The organism is Pedobacter ginsengiterrae, assembly GCF_039537385.1.
GTDB lineage: Bacteria > Bacteroidota > Bacteroidia > Sphingobacteriales > Sphingobacteriaceae > Pedobacter > Pedobacter ginsengiterrae.
In genome coordinates this window covers 150,572-171,566 of the sequence record NZ_BAABAK010000009.1, presented here as the reverse complement: position 1 = coordinate 171,566, position 20,995 = coordinate 150,572, and the positions used below count along the sequence as shown (strand labels likewise).

Annotated in this window: 8 protein-coding genes; 3 read left to right on the top strand and 5 right to left on the bottom strand. The window is 35.7% G+C overall.

Features of this window, described 5'->3' with window-relative positions; translation table 11 throughout:
• Positions 1 to 16: 16 nt before the first annotated feature.
• Entirely contained in the window at positions 17 to 3,469 is a 3,453-nt protein-coding gene (locus ABD692_RS08600) for a PAS domain S-box protein (RefSeq protein WP_344766244.1), read from the bottom strand.
• Between the two features lie 739 nt (positions 3,470 to 4,208).
• Between ABD692_RS08600 and ABD692_RS08595 the strand changes: the two genes are divergently transcribed.
• Together ABD692_RS08595 and ABD692_RS08590 are read left to right on the top strand one after the other, a co-directional pair.
• On the top strand, positions 4,209 to 4,613 hold the full coding sequence (locus ABD692_RS08595) for a response regulator transcription factor (protein ID WP_316756903.1): 405 nt from the start codon (positions 4,209 to 4,211) through the stop codon (positions 4,611 to 4,613).
• Position 4,614: 1 nt separating this feature from the next.
• Entirely contained in the window at positions 4,615 to 5,808 is a 1,194-nt protein-coding gene (locus tag ABD692_RS08590) for a sugar transferase (protein ID WP_316756901.1), read from the top strand.
• A gap of 81 nt (positions 5,809 to 5,889) precedes the next feature.
• On the opposite strand, the gene ABD692_RS08585 is transcribed toward ABD692_RS08590, so the two are convergent.
• The 4 genes from ABD692_RS08585 to ABD692_RS08570 form a co-directional block, all read right to left on the bottom strand.
• Complete coding sequence (locus ABD692_RS08585; protein ID WP_344766239.1) at positions 5,890 to 6,084, bottom strand: hypothetical protein; 195 nt, start codon at positions 6,082 to 6,084, stop codon at positions 5,890 to 5,892.
• 162 nt (positions 6,085 to 6,246) lie between these two features.
• The gene (locus ABD692_RS08580) at positions 6,247 to 8,238 is read right to left on the bottom strand and encodes an OmpA family protein (protein ID WP_344766237.1); all 1,992 of its coding nucleotides are present in this window, start codon (positions 8,236 to 8,238) and stop codon (positions 6,247 to 6,249) included.
• Positions 8,239 to 8,246: 8 nt separating this feature from the next.
• Positions 8,247 to 9,248, bottom strand: a complete 1,002-nt coding sequence (locus ABD692_RS08575; RefSeq protein WP_344766235.1) for a PorP/SprF family type IX secretion system membrane protein — start codon at positions 9,246 to 9,248, stop codon at positions 8,247 to 8,249.
• A gap of 23 nt (positions 9,249 to 9,271) precedes the next feature.
• Positions 9,272 to 18,130: an Ig-like domain-containing protein gene (locus ABD692_RS08570; RefSeq protein ID WP_344766233.1), complete on the bottom strand. Its 8,859-nt coding sequence runs from the start codon at positions 18,128 to 18,130 to the stop codon at positions 9,272 to 9,274.
• 225 nt (positions 18,131 to 18,355) lie between these two features.
• Here ABD692_RS08570 and ABD692_RS08565 point away from each other — a divergent pair, with 225 nt between their 5' ends.
• A complete protein-coding gene (locus ABD692_RS08565) occupies positions 18,356 to 20,932 on the top strand; it encodes a tetratricopeptide repeat protein (protein WP_344766231.1) in 2,577 nt (858 codons plus the stop codon).
• Positions 20,933 to 20,995: the final 63 nt, after the last annotated feature.

Here is a 20,995-nt window from a genome sequence, read left to right as displayed (position 1 = left end):
GATGACTATTGTCCTTTTAAGCGAAATCTTCTTCTTTAAACTCTTCTCTAAGTTGCTCAACCACTTTTGTAATTACAGTTTCTGTATCTTTTAATAAAGTTGGTAACGAAGAACCATCTAAATTTTCTCTTCCAATAGCTTCTATATCCCTTATTGTTCTTAGTAATGGAAATATGCTTAGGTTATCAATATTCGATTTTAACTTATGTGCAATTAATCCCATTTGTTCCAAGTCATTTGCATGGTAAGCATCAATCATTTCTTTTACAGTAATTGGTGTTTGCTCACAAAACATATCCACCATTTTCTTTACAAAAGCTTCGCGGCCTTTGCTTATGGCCCTTAATCCAGCTAAATCATACAAGCCTTCAACACCTTCATTTTCTAGCAAGTTTTCCATCTCAATATTCATTTCACTTTCGGAATCTTTTGTAATCCATTTATCTATTGTTTTCAAAAATTGTTCTTCGTTTATGGGCTTGGTTATATAATCATTCATCCCACAAGCAATACACTTTTCTCGTTCGCCTTTAATTGCAGAGGCTGTTAACGCAATAATTGGAATATCATTTCCGCTTTTTCTAATCAACTTTGTTGCTTCATAACCATTCATAACTGGCATTTGAATATCCATTAAAACAACATCAAATGTTTCTCTCGAAATCATCTCTAAAGCGATTTCTCCATTTTCGGCCACCATTACGGTCGCTCCGAAATCTAACAGTAATATAGATGCAACTAAACGATTTAAATCATTATCATCAGTAACCAGAACTTTTTTGCCTACCAAAAATTCTTCGCTAAATTGCGTTTCTATTTTCTCTGGCATATCTGTGCTAATGCCTTTCGGAAACTCGACAACAAATGAAATAGTCGAGCCTACGCCTTTTACACTCTCTACAGAAATCTCGCCCCCCATTTGCTCTACCAGTTCTTTACAAATACTCATACCCAAACCTGTCCCACCGTATTTACGGCTAACGGATTCATACTCCTGGCTAAATTTCTCAAAAAGGTGTTTCACAAAGGATGCGTCCATACCAATTCCTGTATCTTTAACAGAGATATGGATAACCTGAGAATCGGGTTTATCTGCAATAACTCGGCAATTTAAATCAACAGACCCTCTTTCTGTAAACTTAACTGCGTTTGTCATTAAGTTTAGTAATACTTGATTTAAGCGGTAAGGATCGCCCATTAATACCTTTGCAATGTTTCCATCAAAATAGAAATTATTAAGGTCTAATCCTTTTTCTTCCCCTTTGTGGGTAATAACCTGCATCGCATTTTGAAGTACATCGATCAGATTAAAACCAATATTTTCTAAACTAAGTTTACCCGCATCAATTTTAGATAAATCAAGTACATCGTTAATAATAACCAGTAAGCTTTTAGAAGCAGTATGAATAGTTTCTAAGTAAAACTCTTGTTGAGGTTCTAAATTAGTTTTAGCAAGCTGATTAGCCATGCTCATAATCGCATTCATTGGTGTTCTAATTTCATGGCTCATATTTGCCAAGAAAATTTCTTTTGAATGTGCTGATTGTTCAGCCTCAATTCTCGATTCTACCAATTCCAGCTCCTGAACTTTTTGATCAGTTACATCGAGGTGAATACCAATAGAACCAACCAGTTCTGCCTTATCATTAAAGCGTGGTGCACCACTAACTAACCACCATTTTCTATCGCCATTTTTATCTTTGGTTTCTACCTCATAAGCGTCTGCAAGGCCCATTTCTCTGTTTTTCCACATCTCTTTCTCTAAATCAGAGCTGTCGTTAAACAGAAATAATTCCGCCGATTTCTGACCAATTAACTCGGGCATTGTATAACCGCTCATATAGCAAAAACTATTATTGGCATAAGTTATTTTGCCTTCTTGATCAACTTCGAGTAAACCAATTTTCATGTTGGCTAAAATACTTCTGTATTTCTCTTCGTTAATTCGAAGCGATTCTTCAATACTTTTTCTTTCGGTAATATCAGACATGAAGCCTGTAAAAACCTTAGCATTATTTTGATCGGTATAAGAGTATGATGAATGAACGGCGTACCATCTGGTACTTAAACCTGGTATCGTTATTTCAGATTCATCATAAAAAGGTTGAAGTGTTTTTCGACTATATTGTTGCTTCTCATTAATTCTTTCCTGATCGGCTGGAGCAATGTATTTTTGATTCCAAAATTCATCAGCAGTAATACCAAAAACACGCTTTATTGCTGGACTGATATATCTTAGCCCATCGGTACCATCTTCTCTGTATTCGTATTCGTAAATTACGCCAGGAATATTTTCTGATAAAGATTTAAACTGTTTTACGCGCTGCTCAAGCTCTTGTTCCGTTTTTTTAATTGGTGTTATATCGGTATGTGTGCCAACAACCCTAAGTGGGCGGCCATGCTCATCTTTTTCGATTACAACACCTCGATCTAAAACCCATCTTATATCGCCATTTTTGTGAATAATACGATATTCTTCATTGTGAGATTCTATTTGACCTCTTCTATATTTTTTAAAATTGGAAAGCAGTAAATGAAAATCATCTTTATGCACATTATCCCACCAATTTGTATCGCCTTGCTCTAATTCTTCGTTCGAATAGCTCCAAAATTCGTTATTCGTTTTCGAGAAAAAGGTTTTCCCTGTGATAAAATCGTGTTCCCAAACATTACCTATTTTTTCTAATGCTACTCTAAATCGGTTTTCCGATTCTTTTAACCTTTCCTGCGATTCCTTTTCTTTTGTAATATCCTCTATTAGCGCAAAAAAACCTGTTAATTCTCCGTTTTGGTTATGAATGGGTTGTCCTTTTATTCTAGCCCAATAAGGTACTCCAGATTTTGAATAATTATAGATATCGGCATTAAAAGAACCGCCTTTAGATACCTGAGCATTTAAATAATCTAAAGTAGTTTGACTAGTACTTGGTCCATGCAATAAATGTTCTGGTTTTCTGCCAATCGCCTCATCAAAAGAATAACCAGTCATGGTGGTAAAACTTTGATTAACCCAAGTAATAATATCCTTACTATCAGTTATAATAACAGAATTGGTATTTACTTCTGCAATTTGCGATAAGATTAATAATTGCTCTTTTTGTTCTCTGGTAGTTTGCTTTAAATTTGGTTCGATTATTTCCAAATTATTAACCGAAGTACCTGCAAACAGAAAATAGCTATCGTTTTCTATAAACTCGAAATTTCCAGATATTAATTTACTTAAATCGTTTTTAACTATAAGGCTAACCGATTGTTCGTTAATTGATTTTAAGCTTAAAAAATCTACTTGTTGATCGCTTATATCAACAATTGCAAAATTCTCAGAGAAAGGTGTATTAGCAATATTTTGACTTATTTTTTCGAAACCAGTGCCACAAGATTCCACAATTAAATCTTTATTAATAATAATAAAAAAAGGAAATAATCTATTTAATTGGTTCTGGCTGAATGAAAATAAAGATGCACTCATATTTTTCAACGATAATTTAATGTTCAAAGTTTTTTATACTTTGAGAGAGAGTTTAGTTAAATTATGCCTTTAACGACATTGTATATTTCTTTCCTCCAGTTTTTGAAAAAAAAATGTTAAATAGGGAGTTAAAAGAAATTAAAGATATGGGTTTAAATCTTAAATCTATATAGTCCTTAATATTTTTCTGCACGCTTTGCTACCCAATTAACTGGGTTATTTGGATTTCATCTAATAAATTACAAAAAAACAGCTTGTTTATTTAACCAAAAGCCTTACACCATACATTTTCGTCAAATAATTATTTTTTTAAATTATTATTACCTGAAATGAATTTGTAATTAGATACCTTTTTTATATCATTGCACAAATATCTTAATTGATTTTTTTAGTCTTTTATAAATAAGGTAATTAGAAAAACTTGTAGTAATAATAGAACCTACAATAAAACACCGATTATTTGATAAGATAATTTGCTTTTTTTTGTTAAATCCCAACAAATAAATGAAAATAATTATTGCTCTAATTCGCAAAATGGCTTTTAAGTCATTACAATTTTGCCCCATACTAAATAGTCGAAAATTGTTGTCTATTGATCATAATTACGCTGCAATAAATGTTAAGTTGAAATTATTAGGCCTTTCAATAATCCAAAATAAAAATTTTTACAAGTTTTACAAAACCTTTTAAGCCGTTTTTACGTTAATAGAAGCTGCATTTTAAACCTATAATCCCAAAGATGAATTTATCAAGTACACGTTCTATCAAAATTTTGATTGTTGAAGACGACATATTTATGCAGGCAATACTTGAAGAAATTTTAAGCTCGACTTACAACGTAGAAATGAGATCGAACGGTTTAGATGCTTTATCTTTTTTACAAAATGGAAACATTCCTGATTTGATTATTGCTGATTTAAATACACCTAAACTAAATGGATTGCAGTTGATCGAGCAAGTTAAAGCAAGTGATTTTTTTAATTCCGTTCCAATTATAATTCTATCGGGAGAAGAAAGCTCTGAAAAGAGAATTAAATGCCTAGATTCGGGTGCTGATGATTTTATAGTAAAACCTTTTAATCCAGCAGAACTAGAAGCTAGAATTAGAGTTGTTTTAAGACGAATGGGAAAATTGAATGCTTAATATGAGTGAAGAAATCTACGCTTCTCCAGGCAATCCAATTATTGCCCTTATAGGCTTTGAAGATGCATTTGCGAATGTATTTGCAGAGTGTGATTTTGAAGATAAAGAGCTGGTTCATTTCGAAAATGGAATGAAAATGGCTTCGGCCTGGATTGAACATAACCTGAATATTGTCGCTATAATTTCGTACAGCGAAATTATGGCTCCTGCTGGCTTAGCCTTAGTTGAAACACTAAAAAAGAAAGAACTTCCTTTAGTACCATTTTTTTTAGTTGTAAATTATTTTAACCCTAATTTAAGAAAACTAGCGCTTTCTGCTGGAATTTCTGATGTGTTCAAAATCCCGATTAAAGTTAATAGAATAGAGAAACGTATTAATTTTTTAATCGAAAATTGGAATCAATTAAGAGATAACATTATCCCCAATATACCTCCGATAAAAAACATAGGCTTTGCAAAAAGAGTTTTTGATGTTTTCTTTGCTGGGCTTGCTCTTTTTATGTTATCGCCATTATTCTTAATTATTTATATTCTTATAAAAATAGAATCGAAAGGACCAGTTTTTTATTATTCTTTGCGTGCAGGAACAGGCTTTAAGGTTTTTAAATTTTACAAATTCCGTTCGATGTTTGTTAACGCTGATCAAAGTGTTAAAGATTTAAAACATCTTAATCAATACGACATTGATTCTGCCAAAGAAGAAGACAATACCATACGAGAAAGTTTGTGTAGCCAATGCGCTGTAGAAGGCAAATGCCAATACCCGCTTTACGCCGATAACATTCAATGGTGTGAAAAGGATTTTAAGTATTCGAAAATGAATTCGGGCTCTGCTTTCTTTAAAATTAAAAACGACCCACGAATTACCAAGGTTGGTAATTTCATCAGAAATACCAGTATAGATGAGCTTCCTCAACTTTGGAATGTAATTATTGGCGATATGAGTATTGTTGGAAACAGGCCTTTGCCGCTTTATGAGGCAGAGAAGTTAACCACTGACAAATATGTTTTACGTTTCGCTGCGCCAGCTGGTATTACAGGTTTGTGGCAGGTAGAAAAGCGTGGAAAAGGCGATATGAGTGAAGACGAGAGATTAATGCTTGATAACACTTACGCTAAAAACCAGAGTTTTGTTAACGATATTAAACTAATACTTAAAACAATTCCTGCGTTGCTCCAAAAGGAAAACGTTTAGGTTTATAAATTAAATTCTCGTAAAATAACAGATTTAGCTTCTTTAACTCTACAAAAGATAGCTAAATTATATAAGTTTAGTTTAACTAGCAATCAAAGAAATATCAACCGCGACTAGTCCATCGGATCTCAATTCTATATCGAAATTAACATCTGCTCCTTTTAGATTATAGAAAAAAGAATGATCGAGACTAAAGGGAATTTCCTGCTCATTTTCATCTGTAATTACACCAAAACCGTTGTCGTCAATTAAAGTTATTTTGCCTTTTCTTAACATTTGATTAATAAATTGTAGATATCAAAATTTAAAATTAGGCAATTATATAAAAAATTGTCTAATTAATTCGTATAATTTAAAATACAATTTACAACTTATCTGAATAAAAAAAAGGCAGGAGTTTTAACCCCCTGCCATACTAAACCAAACACTAAAACAAACTTATTTTTTTGTTACTTTAAATTCTGTTCTACGATTTTTCGCCCTTCCTTCTGGATTATCTTTTCCTTTTTTAAATTTGTTTGGAGCAATAGGCATTGTTTCGCCATAACCTTTGGATGTTAACCTGCCCACTGAAATATTTTTACTTATCAGATAATCTACACAAGATTTCGCTCTCCTATCTGATAAATCCAGGTTATAAGCATCAGTACCTATATCGTCTGTATGGGCACCCAATTCTATTTCCATTTCGGGGTTATCATCCATAATTATCACCAAAGCATCTAAAACTTTCTTCGAAGATTCGGTTAACTCAGCGCTATTAAACTCGTAATAAATATTATCGAGGACAATTGGAACGTTTATTTTAAAGGAATTTATGCAGTAATCTACATACATTAATGTATCTGCCTTTGCTATTTCCTCATAAGTGTAGCTTTTACTTAACGCGAAATAGTTTTCTTTGGTCATATTAAGCTTAACAGGCCTCCTGCTGTCCATTTTAAACTCATATTTTCCAGTTTCGTCTGTTAAAACATGTCTTTCAATTTCCTGATCAAACATTGTAACCGAGGCATTATTTAAAGGTTTTTTCGTTTTACAATCGGCAACTATTCCAGCTATTGAGATATACTCCCGCTTTACTTCAAAAACTTCTAAACAACAAGAAGATTCTCGATCAGAACTGATGTAGCCTTTACTTCCATCGGCATTTATTGCTGTAAAATAAATATCATCTTTTGATGAGTTGAAAGGATAACCCATATTTTTAGGTGTAGACCAGTTTACCAAATCCCCTTCCGATTCAAAAAAATCTAATCCACCAAAACCTACCCTTCCATCTGTGCTAAATATTAATTTTTTAGTTTGAATATTGTAATAAGGTGCTTTCTCGTCTGCATCGGTATTAATTTCGGCACCGAGATTAACTGGTTGACCAAAAGAGCCATCAGCCCTTATTGCAGTATACCATAAATCATAATTACCGTAACCACCAGCCCTATCTGATGAAAAAATCAGAAATTTACCATCTGCGGTAACAAACGGCTGCGCAGAATTAAAATCCTTGCTGTTAATTTGAAGGCCTAAAGATTGTGGCTTTGTCCATTTATCATCAACTTTCGAAACGGAATAAATCTCATATTTGCTTTTATCCTTCCACGCAGTAAAATAAGCGGTTGTACCTTCGTTATTAAAGCTTAACGCAGCATATTCCATATCTTTTGGCAAATCCAAATCAATTAATTTTACGGCAACTTCTTGCTCTTGTAAGCCATTTTTAGCCAAATAAATGTTATTAATATAAGGGTTTGCCTTTGTAGATATTTGAGTTTCGCCCTTTACAGTTGTAATAACATCGGGCTTGCCCGAAACAGAAACGGGTCTTGATGACGTAAAATAGAAATTATTGCCGCTTACAACTGGTGCATAATTAGACCCTAAACCATTAACATTACTGGGTATTTTTTTTAATTGAACAAGTCGAGGATATCGCATTTCTTTGATTGCGAACTTGCAGGACAAAATCTCGAGGTTGGCCATTTTAACCAGCTCATCAGTTTTATTTTTTTGAATAAATTGCTCAAAAGCAGTAATGGCTTCCGTAAACTTTTTATTTGCCCTTAAACTTTCGCCATAGTAAAACGAAGCTCTTTTATATTTTGGATTGCTAAAGGTACTTGCAACAGCATAATATTTTTCTGCTTCAGCATATTCTCTGTACATTCGGCTAGATTCGGCCAAATTGTAAAGAGAACCTTCATAATCTTCGATTAGCTTGTCATCGCTATTTAACTTCTTCTCTTTTCCATAAGGCAAAATAATCTGAGTGCTATCAGAAGAAATTTTTAAGGCTTTTTTATAAAATGTAGCTGCAGCATAATAATCTTTACTTTGGAAATAGGTATCGGCTACTTTTTTATAATTGACTACGTATTGTGCTTTAAGTGTTGTAACTGAAGCTAGAATAAACAAGATGATTAATTTTTTCATAACATTAATTATAAACGAGGACAGAAAAAGTTAGGACCAATTATACCGTTACGACCAATTAAAGAAATAGATAATTCTAAACCGCCATTGCTATTTGATGCTCGCTGAAATGTAGATGTGTTTACATCATAACTTAAACCAAAAACCATATTCTTAAACTGTAAACCAACAAAAGCTATGGCTGCATCTTTAACTCGATAATTACCTCCAAACAGAACATTAGATTGATTATTTACCATTAACTGCGCATAAGCTCCAACCGAAATCTCTCTTGTATTACCCTGGTACATAACCAAAGCGTTAGGTACAACATCTAAAATTTCAGAGGCTCTTATTCTAGCCCCACCATGCCCTGTAAAACGAATTGGTGTACGCGAACTGTTGTCAGAAAATCTTTCTACTGGCCTGTTTAAATGAGCCGCACTTGCACCTACAAACACATTTACATTTTGATTTGGATTACCATCAAAGTACATTATACCTGCGTTAACATCAGGTACGAAAGATGAAGTTGACGAAAAACTTTCACCGCTGATCATTCCACCATCGTAACCAGTTATGGGATTAAATTGATTTCCAAAACGACTTTGCGATAAATCGAAACTTCTATTTACAAAGCCAGCCTGTAAGCCAAAACTTATCATTTGAAGTCCCTCAATACCAAATCTTAACCGATAAGAACCAGAAACCAGGGCCGTTAAATAGTTAAAATCTAATTCCCCAGCTCGTTGATTTAGAATTGTAGCTCCAAATGCAAAATTCTTTGTTGGTGCTACATCAAACGATGCTCCTCCTGTTAAGAAAGAATTAGAAAGTGCCCCCCACTGTTGTTTAAAATTAACTGAAGCTCTATAGTCGCCATCTATTACGCCTGTTAATGCAGGGTTTAACCATAATGGATACGCATAGTATTGCGAAAAGTGAGGATCCGTTTGTGCGTTTGAATTTATCGATACGATACTTAAGATCAGTGCCCCTAGATATATTTTGAATTTTAATAGAATTTTCATAAGATGTAGTTTAAAGCTGTTAATTATCTGATTAGAGTTACTGTACCTTTTTTAATCACTTTTGTTCCGTCTGATGATTCTGCTTCGATCATATAAACATATACACCACTTGGTTGCGCAACTCCTTTAAAAGTACCATCCCATCCCGAAGTGGTTGAGTTAACTTGGAAAATTAGTTGTCCCCACTGGGTATAAATATTCATTTTAACAGAAGCTATAGTTGTTCCGTAAACTAGAAATACGTCATTTTTACCATCATTATTAGGGGTAAATACATTTGGAATATAAATTTGATTCCCAAGTGGATTGGCTGCTTTCCCTGGTACAGGTATTGAATTAGCACTTGTTTGACACCCAATCTGGCCTAATGCCCGAACAACTAACGTAACGCTTTCATTTGGTTTTAAGCCCGTTATTAAATGACTTGTTGCACCATTAGATACCTGCCAGGTTGCTCCGTTATTTGTTGATACTTCGTAACCTAAAGCCCCGCTAACAGCATTCCAAGCAAAACTTACGCTATTTGGAGTTGTAGTTTCTACTCTTACAATTGGTACAGCTATAATAGGTAATACGGTAATGGTAACTGGCGTTCGCGAAGCACTTGCACAGCCTGAAGAATTAACACTTTCTACATAAAAAATAGTTGTTGCGGCCAATGCTGGTGTTACAAAAGTACTTCCCTGACCTAATGAAGTGCCACCCGAACTCGTTGCATACCATCTATAAGTTAAGGTTGGATCTGGCGAGGTAACATTCAAAACTGTTGTGCTCCCTACACAAATTATTCCGTTTGCTGCACTTATTAAAGTTGGGACAACAGGAATTGGTAAAACGGTTACTGGAATTGCCCTTGCGTTACCTGGAGCATTTTCGCATTTATTATCGCCTTTTACGGTTACATAATAAGTGGTTCCAGCATTTAAAATAGATGTTGTGAAGACTGGACCTACAAAAGATATATTAGTAAGTGCCGCATCACTATACCAGGTAAATACTGGATTGGTTACTGTTGTGGATGAGGATGATAAAACCGCTGCTGAGCTGGTACATATTGCCGTATTTCCCGATACGATTATATCTGTAGTTGTTGCTAAAGGATTAACGGTAACGGTTACAAGTTTCGCATCGGCTACACCGTTTTCGCACTTGTTTGAGCCTTTAACGGTTACATAAAAATTAGTAGTTGTGGCAACCGAAACATTGTAAGATGGCCCAGTGAATACTGGAACGGTTAAAGATGCATCGCTAAACCAGGTAAATACTGGCTGTGTTACGGTTAAACTAGAAGCCATTAAAGTTACGGACGAACCTGAACATATTTTGGCACTATTCAACGTAATATCGGCAGCAGTTGCATAATCTCTTACTGTAACAGTAACAACTTTGGCATTTGCTGCGCTGTTTGCACAACTATTATCCCCTTTTACGGTAACATAATAAGTAGTTGTTGTAGTTGACACTGGTGTTGTAAATGATGCTCCTGAATAAACTACTGTAGTTAAAGCTGCATCGCTATACCAGGTAAATACTGGATTAGTAACCGTTGTTGATGAAGCCGATAATGCTACAGTAGAGTTTTTACAAACGGTTAGTGTACCACTAATATTAATATCGTTTGCATTTGATAAAGGATTAACAGCTACTGTTACCGCTTTTGCTGTAGCTGCTGTATTTTCGCATTTCCCATCACCTTTAACTGTAACATAATAAGTTGTTCCTGTAGTTAAAATCGGTGTGGTAAACGATGCTCCAGAGAAAGCTACATTGGTTAAAGCTGCATCGATATACCAGGTAAATACTGCATTTGGCACTGAAGAACTTGCAACCAGCGTAGCTGATGAGCCAGCACATTGAATTGTTGTACTCGATACATTAATATCTGTTGCAACCGCAACAGGATTAATACCAATATTTATAACTGCAGCGTTTCCTACACGATTAGCACAACGATCGTCGCCACTTACGGTTACATAATATGTTGCATTTGAAGTTATTTGAGGAGTAGTAAATGTAGCACCGACATTAACCACATTGATTAATGATGCATCGCTATACCAGGTAAATATTGGATTAGCAACCGTTAAACTACTGGCAGTAAGCACAGTGGTACTGGCATTACATAAATTTGTATTTCCAGCAACCTGAATATCTGATGCCAACGCATTTTGATTTACAGTAATTGTAACTGGTGTTCTTAATGAATTAGTACAACCTGAGCCTGTTTGCGCTTCAACATAGTACGTGTACGTCCCAGGTAATAAATTTGCATTTGTAGTAAAACTACTGCTGTTACTAACCAATAAACTACCTCCCGCAGCTGCACTATACCAATTGTAGGTTATACCAGCAACAGGTTGAACGCTTAAAGTTACAGGGGCATTTATACAGGTTGCCACAGGGTTTGTTGTTGATGGTAATGGAGCCGCAGGCGGTGGTGTAATGGTTACAACAACTTTTACTTTTGCAGTTTCGCAACCATTGTTTCCAGTAGCAGTTACAAAGAAATCATAACTTCCTGCGGTTAACGTTGCATCAGTTAAAAAAGTTGCTCCATCTTTTCCTGCTTGATAAACATTACCCTGATACCATTTATAAACTGTATTGGGTTTCGGATTATTAACACTTAAAACAGCAGATGAGCCTACGCAACTACTAGCAGTTGCCGAACTCACCTCTGGCGCAGTAATAGAACGTTGCGCATAATTAAAATTGATTGATGTTAAAACTCCTACAAGGCCAGAATTTAGGCTAAGTTGAACACCATCAAACTGTTTTGAAGGTATAAAGACAATTGTTGCTTCACTTCCGTTAGCAGCAAGATCTAAATCAATTAGCTGGCTGTTCAAAGAAACGGCATCTAAGTTCGATGTAGAACCGCTGTAAGTTGTTAAAGTTATATTAGGTAATACCGCAGTTGATAATAAATTACCTGGAGATGAAATTTTAATTCTCAAAGTATCTCCAACATTTGATAAACCACCTGCAAAACCTAATCGATGGTAAACTGAAGTATTTAATACTCCCGCTGGTATAAATAATATCGAACCTGTATTAATATCATTATCAATCGCAGCGCCTGGGTTAAATACCCCAGCCCCTGCATTTACACCAACAACATTAGTTTCTAAAGTAGTGTTGGCAATTCCGCAATTGGTTGTGCCTGGCGTAGCTGGAGTAACGGTTACAGTTGCCAGGACTGGTACTGAAGTTCCACATCCAGCAACAGTTGTAGTTACATAATAGGTTGTATTTGCCGTTAAAACTGGTGTAACAAATACATTTCCAGTGTATACTGATGTAGTTAATGAAGCATCACTATACCAGTTCACCGTAGCACCAACTATCGAAGTGGTTGCCGTTAGTACTGCTGTTGTACCTGAAACAATTGTTGCTGAAGTTGGGGTTATTACTGGTGCATTAGGAGTAGCGCCGATGTTTACAGTTGCTGGCACTTTTGCCGATGCTAATCCACAACTATTTACAGCTTCAAGTTGGTAAACTGTATTTACTAGTGGAGATACAGTTAACGTTGTGCCATCTGGCCCTGCAGAATTATTATTAGCATCGTACCATTTGTAGATAATGCCATTAACAGGATTTTTAACCTGTAAAATAATAGTACTCCCAACACATGCATTTACTATAGGAGATAATAATTCTGGTGTAGCTGGCGCAGGCTGTGCAATTACATCAACTTCGGTTTTTGCACTAACACAACCTGAAGCAGAAACAATTGCGACATAAAATTTTGCATCGGCGGTTAAAGGTGGGGTCGAATAAATCGGTCCATCGAAAACTGCATTCTGAGCTGCATCAAACCATCTATAGGTAACTCCAGGAATTGGATTTAAAACCTGAAGCGATGCCGCTACACCAATACAACCGCTAACATTCGAAGATACAACTGTTGGTGCAAGCAAACTACGTTGCATATAATTCAGGTTAACTGAGGTTAATGCGCTGGCAACTCCCGAATTTAAACGAAGTTCTGCGCCATTAAAAGCAGCAGATGGGATTAAAGTTATTAATGCCTGTGTATTTCCATTTAACAACTGAACGTTTAGTAAATTGCTGCTTAACAAAGTGGCATCGTTATTTGATGTTGCTCCATTGTATGTTGTTATAGATATATTATTTAAAACTCCGACTGATAAAATACTTTGAGGAAATGAAACTAAGACACTTAAAGTATCGCCCACGCTGGATAAGCTACTAAAATATAAAGTTTGATGTACGGAGGCTCCAAGTGCGCCTATAGGCATAACTAAAGAGGAAGCTGTTTGTGCATCGTTATCTATGGCAAGTCCAGCATTAAATACTCCAGAAAGCAATGCCACTCCTGTTACGCCATTTATTTGAGTTGAGGCAACTTCACAAGGTATCCCTATGGGAGTACCAGTTCCATTAACAGTTATTGTAACACCTACACGACTTGATGAAGGACAGCCCGCAGCGGAAACAGCCTCCACAAAATAACTTGTAGTAGTCGTTAATGGTGGTGTAACAAATGTTGCTCCACTATAAATCGGATTGGTAGCACTAGCAGAATCATACCAATTAAAGGTTACTCCACTTTCAGAAGAACTGGCATTTAAAGTTGATGTTTGACCAGCGTTTACAGTTGAAGATGAAACCGTTACCGTCGGTGTTACAGGTAACGGGTTAACATTAACATTTGCAGCAACTCTGTTTGCACTAGCGCAGCTTCCATTTGCTGCCTCTAAATAATAAGTTATATTGCTATTTAAACCTGGAGTTACAAAAACACTACCTGTAAAAACTGGTGTTACACCTGCTAAAGTCGTATACCAGTTATAAGTTAAGGCTGGATCTGGATTGCTAACAGAAAGCGTTGCAACAGAACCTGAACAAACATTTGCTATTGGTGCTAAAACAGGTGTTGTAATTGCAGGAATTACGGTAACCACAACAGGAATTCTATCCGAATTTGGACAAGTTCCTTTGGCTATTTCGATATAATAAATAGTTGTAGAAGTTAGAGCTGGGGTGTTAAAGTTCTCACCTGTTGCCAGAAGATTCCCTCCAGTAGCTGCATCATACCATTTCAAATTTGTACCGCCATTGGCTGTTGCGGATAAGTTCGCGATTGCCCCCGAGCAAATTGTTTGTGAACCGCTGATAATGGTTGGCGCTGGATAAACAATTGTTGCACCATAGATATCTAAACTGCTAATAGCTGATACTAATCCGCCAAATCGAAGTTCCACTCGATCAAAAACGCCTCCTGCAGGTAGAGTAGCTTTAAACCTTGTGCCACCTAATAATGCTAGCCTTAATGTTGACGAATTTAACCTGTAGCTGCTAACCAGTGTTGTACCATTTAGTACATTTACGGTAATATTGCTCAAAACGGATAGATCCAGTAATCCTGTTGGTAAACCTAAATCTAAACGAACGCTATCGGTAGCTGCTCCTAAAGAAGGAAATATCAATTGTTGATATCCTGTAGCTAAAGCACCTACAGCTAATGAAATTCTTGTGAAATTATTAGGATCCGTATCCGTTGAGTTTCCCGCTCCAGTAATGCCACATAAAACACATATCCCAACAATACCTGTATTTTGTGCATTTGCAAAATTACAATTTGCATTTCCACCGCCAGTAATAACAGTAACTGTAACAGCCACTCTATTACTGCTTACACAACCACTAGCATTTGTTGTTTCAACATAAAAAGTAGTTGTAGTTAATAATGACGGTGTTGTGTAATTTGAACCTGTTGCTAATTCAGTTCCACCGCTTGGAGCATCATACCATTTTATTGTATCCCCAGCATCAGCTGTTGCAACTAATGTGGTGATTTGCCCTGAGTTGATGGTCTGATTATTTGTTGTTACAACCGCGGGATTTGCCGCTGGATTAATAGAAACTGCCACAGCCGTTCTCGCACTTACAGCAGTACCTGAAATAGCTTCTGCATAAAAAGTTGTGGGTGCATTTAAAACGGATGTTACAAAAACCCCATTATTATTTGTAGCCAAAGGCGTATTACCAGTTGATGCGTACCAATTATAAGTAACACCACTTTGAAGGTTGCTAACACTTAAGGTAGCTGTTTTGCCAACACAAATTGCTACACTAGCAATTGCAGGCTGATTAACATTAACAACGATTGTATAATCGGTATTAACTCTATTGTTGTTTGCATCTGATGCAGTTAATGAAATTACAAATGTCCCTCCTAAAGTAGGCGTACCCGTTATTTCCCTTGTGCTTGTATTAAAATTTAAACCTGGAGGCAAATTGGTGGCCAAATAACTATAAGGCCCCGTGCCACCCGTTACAGCTGGTAATGTTTGCGTAGGATAAACATTACCGACAATGCCACTTGGAAGCGTTGCCGTTGGTAACGATAGTAAACCAATAACTTTTAGCGGATAAGTATTAGATGCAGTATTATTCTGAGCATCTACCACCCTTAAAGAAATTGTATAATTACCACTTTGACTCGGAGTTCCCGTAATCTCACGTGATGTGGGGTTGAATGTTAATCCTGGAGGTAAGCCTGTGGCTGAATAAATATATGGACTTACACCGCCAGTTGCAGATGGAAGAGTTTGACTGACATAAACAACTCCTTCACTTCCATCAGCAAGTACAGCTGATGGCAAAACAAGTGGATCGGTTACAACAATTGTATAATTTGTGGTTATAGTTTTACCATCTGCATCAGTAACCGTAACAGGAAAAGTATAGGTACCAGCCGCAGAAGGTGTACCCGTAATCTCTTGAGTTGCTGCATTAAACACCAAACCTGGAGGCAGATTAGTAGCGGCATACACATAAGGTCCTGTTCCACCTGTTGCCGACGGAATAACCTGCGCAGGATAAGGGTTGCCTGTTGTACCATTGGCCAAAACCGCTGCTGGCAATACCAATGGATTGGTAATTTTAACGTTAAATCCGGAAGTTACACTATTTCCATTGGCGTCGGTTACTGTTATGGGAATAGTATATGTAGCAACTTGAGTTGGTGTTCCGCTTACTTGTCTGGTCGATGGATCGAAAGTTAAACCTGGAGGCAAATTTATTGCCGAATAAACATAAGGTTCTGTTCCGCCCGTAGCTGCAGGAATAATTTGTGGCGAATAAGTAGTGCCAGTAACTCCATTTGGCAAATTACCTGGTGTAAGCACTAATGCAGCAGTAACTACAATTGTAAAGTTAGCTGTCGTTGCACACCCTTTACTGTCGGTTGCCGTTATAGAAAAAGGGAAAGTTCCTGTAACGGTTGGTGTTCCAGAAATTAATCCGCTAGACGATAAAGCTAATCCTGATGGTAAAGCACTTCCACTTGTAATAGTATATGTAAAACCTGGAGTTCCACCTGTCGCAGCATCAATTTGTTTGGTATATTGAAATCCATTAGTGCCGTTTGCTAAAGTACTCGCATTAAAAACAATTGCTGGATTTACCGTAACGGTAATTGGTACCCGCCCCGATTCCTGTAAACAATTAATCCTTCTAGTGGCTACGTAATAAGTTTTATTTGCTGTTAAAGCTGGTGTAGTATAAGTACCATTAAAAGGTGTTACCGCTAAAGCAGCGCCACCTTGTATGGCAGCGTACCAAATTAATTCATTAGTATTTAAGGTTGTAGCAGTTAAAGCAGCTGTTCCGTTATAGCAAGCGGCAACGTTATTACTAGCTGGCAAAACAAAAGTTGGCCTGCCAGATGATCTTGTTAAGCCGTAAATTAAAATCGTTTGTGTTAAGTTAACATTTAATAAGGACGACAATCTTACCTCAACCCGATCAAATGCTACACCCGGAGAAAATGGAACGGTTACTGGCTGACCGTTATTAAGCAATGCCAGTAAATCGACACTTAATAGAGTAGATGCTGATTGAGAAAAAACCTGGGCGCCCCCGTTATATGCAATAACCGACAAGCGGCTTAATACGCCCGCATTAAGGAGTGCCGATGAAGCACTAAATCTTAAATTTATATCGTCTCCTACATTGGAAGGTGTATCAAAATAAAAATTCTGACTAATTGATCCTGCAACTCCTAATGCACCTAAACTTAATTCTGAGTAATTATTTTGGTTGGCATCAATGGCATAACTTGGATTAGTTACACCTGCTTTGCCTAAGCCTAAAACATCGAGCGTTATGCCATTCCCTTCAAATCCTGTGGCGAAAGCTGGTGCGCACGAATCAACTCCACTAGTATAAAAAGCATTATAAACCCTTGTGTTATTCAATGTACCTAATAATAATGCACTGGTTACGTCTCTAACATAAACCCTGTCATAATCTTGTGTTGGCCGTAGCGCTACATAAAAAAATCCGTCAGCACCCCTTAACAACCTTAAGTTCGAACTCGTAAAAACACCTGTGCTAGAACCACTTAAAACAGTTGTTCCAGCAGTATTTCTTGCCCCAACTTCTATAGAATGATTACCTAAAGCTACACCACCAACTACACCAGCCAACAATCCACCTAAATTTCCACCCAATAATTGGTTTAACAAAGTTGTATCAGTACTTATTCGAACATAAGATGTGGTTCCAGCAGGAATTGTATTCGGAAACTTAAGTTCTATTTCCCCTGCATAAGCACCCAATCCAAGTGCTAAACCACCCGAGGATTTTACAGTAGCAAATGTTAAAGGATCTGAAGTTATAGCGTTTGCAGAATTTTCTACAGTAGGTGTAAAACAAGCGCCAAGGCCAAGTGTACCACAACCAGTTAATGATGATTGACCATTACCAGTTACCGAACTTACTTCATTTGCATAAACTTTTGTTTGACTATACGATTTCTGATAAATCAGCGTTATTAAAAGGAGTGTAATTAATTGAACAATACACAGTTTTCCCAATGGGGATGGGTAGGTAAAGTTTTTCATCATGTCAGGCGTTTTTAGGGTTGATTATGTGAGCAAAAAAAACATCCCCCTAAAGAGTGCTTTTGTTTGTCATTTCAAATCTACGTCAGCAATATGCACTCAGTTTTATCCATTACCGTTCATTTATTATCTTAAAAGCTCATTCATTTTGTTCATAGGTATTTTGTTACCTAAATGATTTCCGCTATTGCATAATTTTAGTGACATTCGTATTATCATCCTCTATTAATGAATACAAACGAATTGCTCTCTCAACTAAGGAAGTTCGTTCTTATAAAATCGGGTTTAAGAAATATTGATCCCGCCCATTGTAAGACAATTTCGGAGCTTATCTTTAAGGAAACTAAAAATTACGTCAGCGAAACCACGGTGAAACGGTTCTTTGGCTTCGCACAAACTGTACATAAATTTTCGTTATTTACATTAAATAGCCTGTCGCAGTATATTGGATTTGTAGATTGGGAATCGTTTTGCAAAGACAAAGAGAATGAAACCGCTGATGTTAATGACATTTGGCAGGATTTAAAGTTAAAGTGCCAGGCCATTACCGAAATTTCTTTAATTGCAAAGAAGAACAGTTCTGGCGTTCCTTTCGATGCTACGGCTAACCGAAGTTTTTTATACGCCGATTTTAATTATTTTTTAAAAAACAACTACCAGTTTACAACAATTAGTGCCCAGCCTGGTCAGGGAAAATCAATCCTTCTGGCGCACCTGGTAGAACATTTTTTTTATGGCGAAGATGCGATTTATAAAAAGGATATTGTTCTCCTTATTAATGCTGGAACCATCAACGACATTATTCAGAATGGCTTAACATTAAAAGATTGGTTTTATAAGGAGCTTAAATTTGCGGGTGTTAGCGAACTTATTGCTCATTTTAAAAAAGATCAAAAAAATGCAAAAGGCCGATTTATATTAATAATTGATGGTATTGATCAGTTTTTATCAAACATTAAATTTTTTAAAACATTTACCCATTTTTTATTCAGTATCGAAGAAAGCGATTTTGTTAAAATTGTATTAGGATTACGGGTAAATAACTGGGTAAATCTGCAACCTGCAATAACTGGCTCGGCATTTTTAACAAAGGTATGGTATAAAGGTTTATTTTTTGATGACGACAAAAACACAAATGTTCCGCCGTTAAATAAAGAGGAGATTTTATTTACTTTAAGCTGCATTGAAGGAAAAGTAGTAAAAGAAGATGAAGTTCATCACAGTTTACTCGAACAGTTTAGAACACCATTTTGGCTGCAAATCTATTATAAACTCAAGCAAGAAAATTCATCGCATAAGCTTATTAATCCTATTTTATGTTACGAACTGATCAACTATCTTTTAGAAAATAAAATCTTTCTATCGAAAAACAGTACCGAGAAAACTTTTATTTTAAAGGAAGTAAGCGCAAGTATATCCAAAGGAAACATTTGTCATCGCGTTGCCAAAGAAAATATCCTTAGTTATATTAAAAACTATCAGGAATCTTATCAGGAACTTATTTACAGTGGTATTTTAATTGAAGAAAAAAGGTTAACAACTTCTATTCCAACCGAAATTATAAGGTTTTTAAACAATGATATTTACACTTATTTTTTATTCCTTCAATTAACCGAAAAATTCCAATTTAAACCTAATAAAGCCTTTTTTGAAGAAATTTTAACTTCCTATACTAATCAGCCTGACTTAAGAAACTACATGCTAAATTGGAGCATTAGGTTTTGCGTAAACAGAAATGAGATAAAGACCCTAAGTTATATTTTTCAATTACCATTTTCTAATACAGAAAAAAACAAGGCTTTCGATTTTATTTGCGATGTAGCCTTATTCGAATTAAGTAAAGCAAGCTCCAACTTTAACGCACAAACCATCGATATGAATTTTATCGATTTAATGGTTATGAGTAGGTTAATGAGTAAAAACTACAAAGAATGTATTAAAAAGATCTCTGAAAAGGTATTTGATGAGGATATCCAAATTATGCTTAACGTTATTGAAAGTAGCATAAACGTTATCGATATAGATAAAGCTGGATTAACGGAAAGTATGCAACTTCTTAAAAGAAACGGCAAAAAACTGGCAGAATTATTTCCCATCAATCCTTACGACTTCATTTTATTCTTCTCTAACCTTTTACAAAACAAACCAAGCAACAGCAAAATACTTAATGAGAAAATTGATAATCTTTGCGAACAAGTTAACAATAGTGGAGTTTACAGAAATATTGAAATAACTAGTGCAGAAATTATCTGTTACAGATTAGTTTTAATTGTTTTGTTTGCCGATAAAAATTATAAAGGTTGCTTAAAATTTTTAACTGCAATATTAAAAAAATATCCAGGTCTATTTTATTTACGATCATCAATTTTCCCTCCTTTTTTGCTGGTAATGTTAGCGCAAACCTATATCAAGCTTAATCAGAATAAAAAAGCGCAAAGAATTATTCAGTACCTCGAAAAGGCTATCGACAACGAAAAAATTTACTATAGCTCGTATATTGAGGGTGTATATATTCTAGCTAAAGCTAACTTTTTAAATCACACAGGTAACTATCCAAACGCTTTACTCGAAATAACCAGAGGAATAACTTTAGCACAAGATCATAAGTTTAACACATTAGAAATAAGCTTTAGATTAATGGAAATAGATGCTTTGAAAAGCAATAATGAAATCGAGAAAGTTAATCAAGCCATTAAAAGCTTGTTAAATTATCTAGTGCTGCATAAATTATCGATGCCCAGTTTTACAAATATCAATAACGAAGACTTTGATCATACCTTTAATATTCTAAGATCTTATAAGTAAAACGCAACTGTACTAAAACGATTTGTAACAGTTTAAACGCACTTTATCAGAAAAATATAAATT

What these genes read in the sequence shown, in the direction of transcription:
- ABD692_RS08580 (WP_344766237.1), bottom strand. Translation starts at nt 8,238, where the DNA reads ATGAAAAAATTAATCATCTTGTTTATTCTAGCTTCAGTTACAACACTT.
- ABD692_RS08600 (WP_344766244.1), bottom strand. Translation starts at nt 3,469, where the DNA reads ATGAGTGCATCTTTATTTTCATTCAGCCAGAACCAATTAAATAGATTA.
- ABD692_RS08565 (WP_344766231.1), top strand. Translation starts at nt 18,356, where the DNA reads ATGAATACAAACGAATTGCTCTCTCAACTAAGGAAGTTCGTTCTTATA.
- ABD692_RS08595 (WP_316756903.1), top strand. Translation starts at nt 4,209, where the DNA reads ATGAATTTATCAAGTACACGTTCTATCAAAATTTTGATTGTTGAAGAC.
- ABD692_RS08590 (WP_316756901.1), top strand. Translation starts at nt 4,615, where the DNA reads ATGAGTGAAGAAATCTACGCTTCTCCAGGCAATCCAATTATTGCCCTT.
- ABD692_RS08585 (WP_344766239.1), bottom strand. Translation starts at nt 6,084, where the DNA reads ATGTTAAGAAAAGGCAAAATAACTTTAATTGACGACAACGGTTTTGGT.
- ABD692_RS08570 (WP_344766233.1), bottom strand. Translation starts at nt 18,130, where the DNA reads ATGATGAAAAACTTTACCTACCCATCCCCATTGGGAAAACTGTGTATT.
- ABD692_RS08575 (WP_344766235.1), bottom strand. Translation starts at nt 9,248, where the DNA reads ATGAAAATTCTATTAAAATTCAAAATATATCTAGGGGCACTGATCTTA.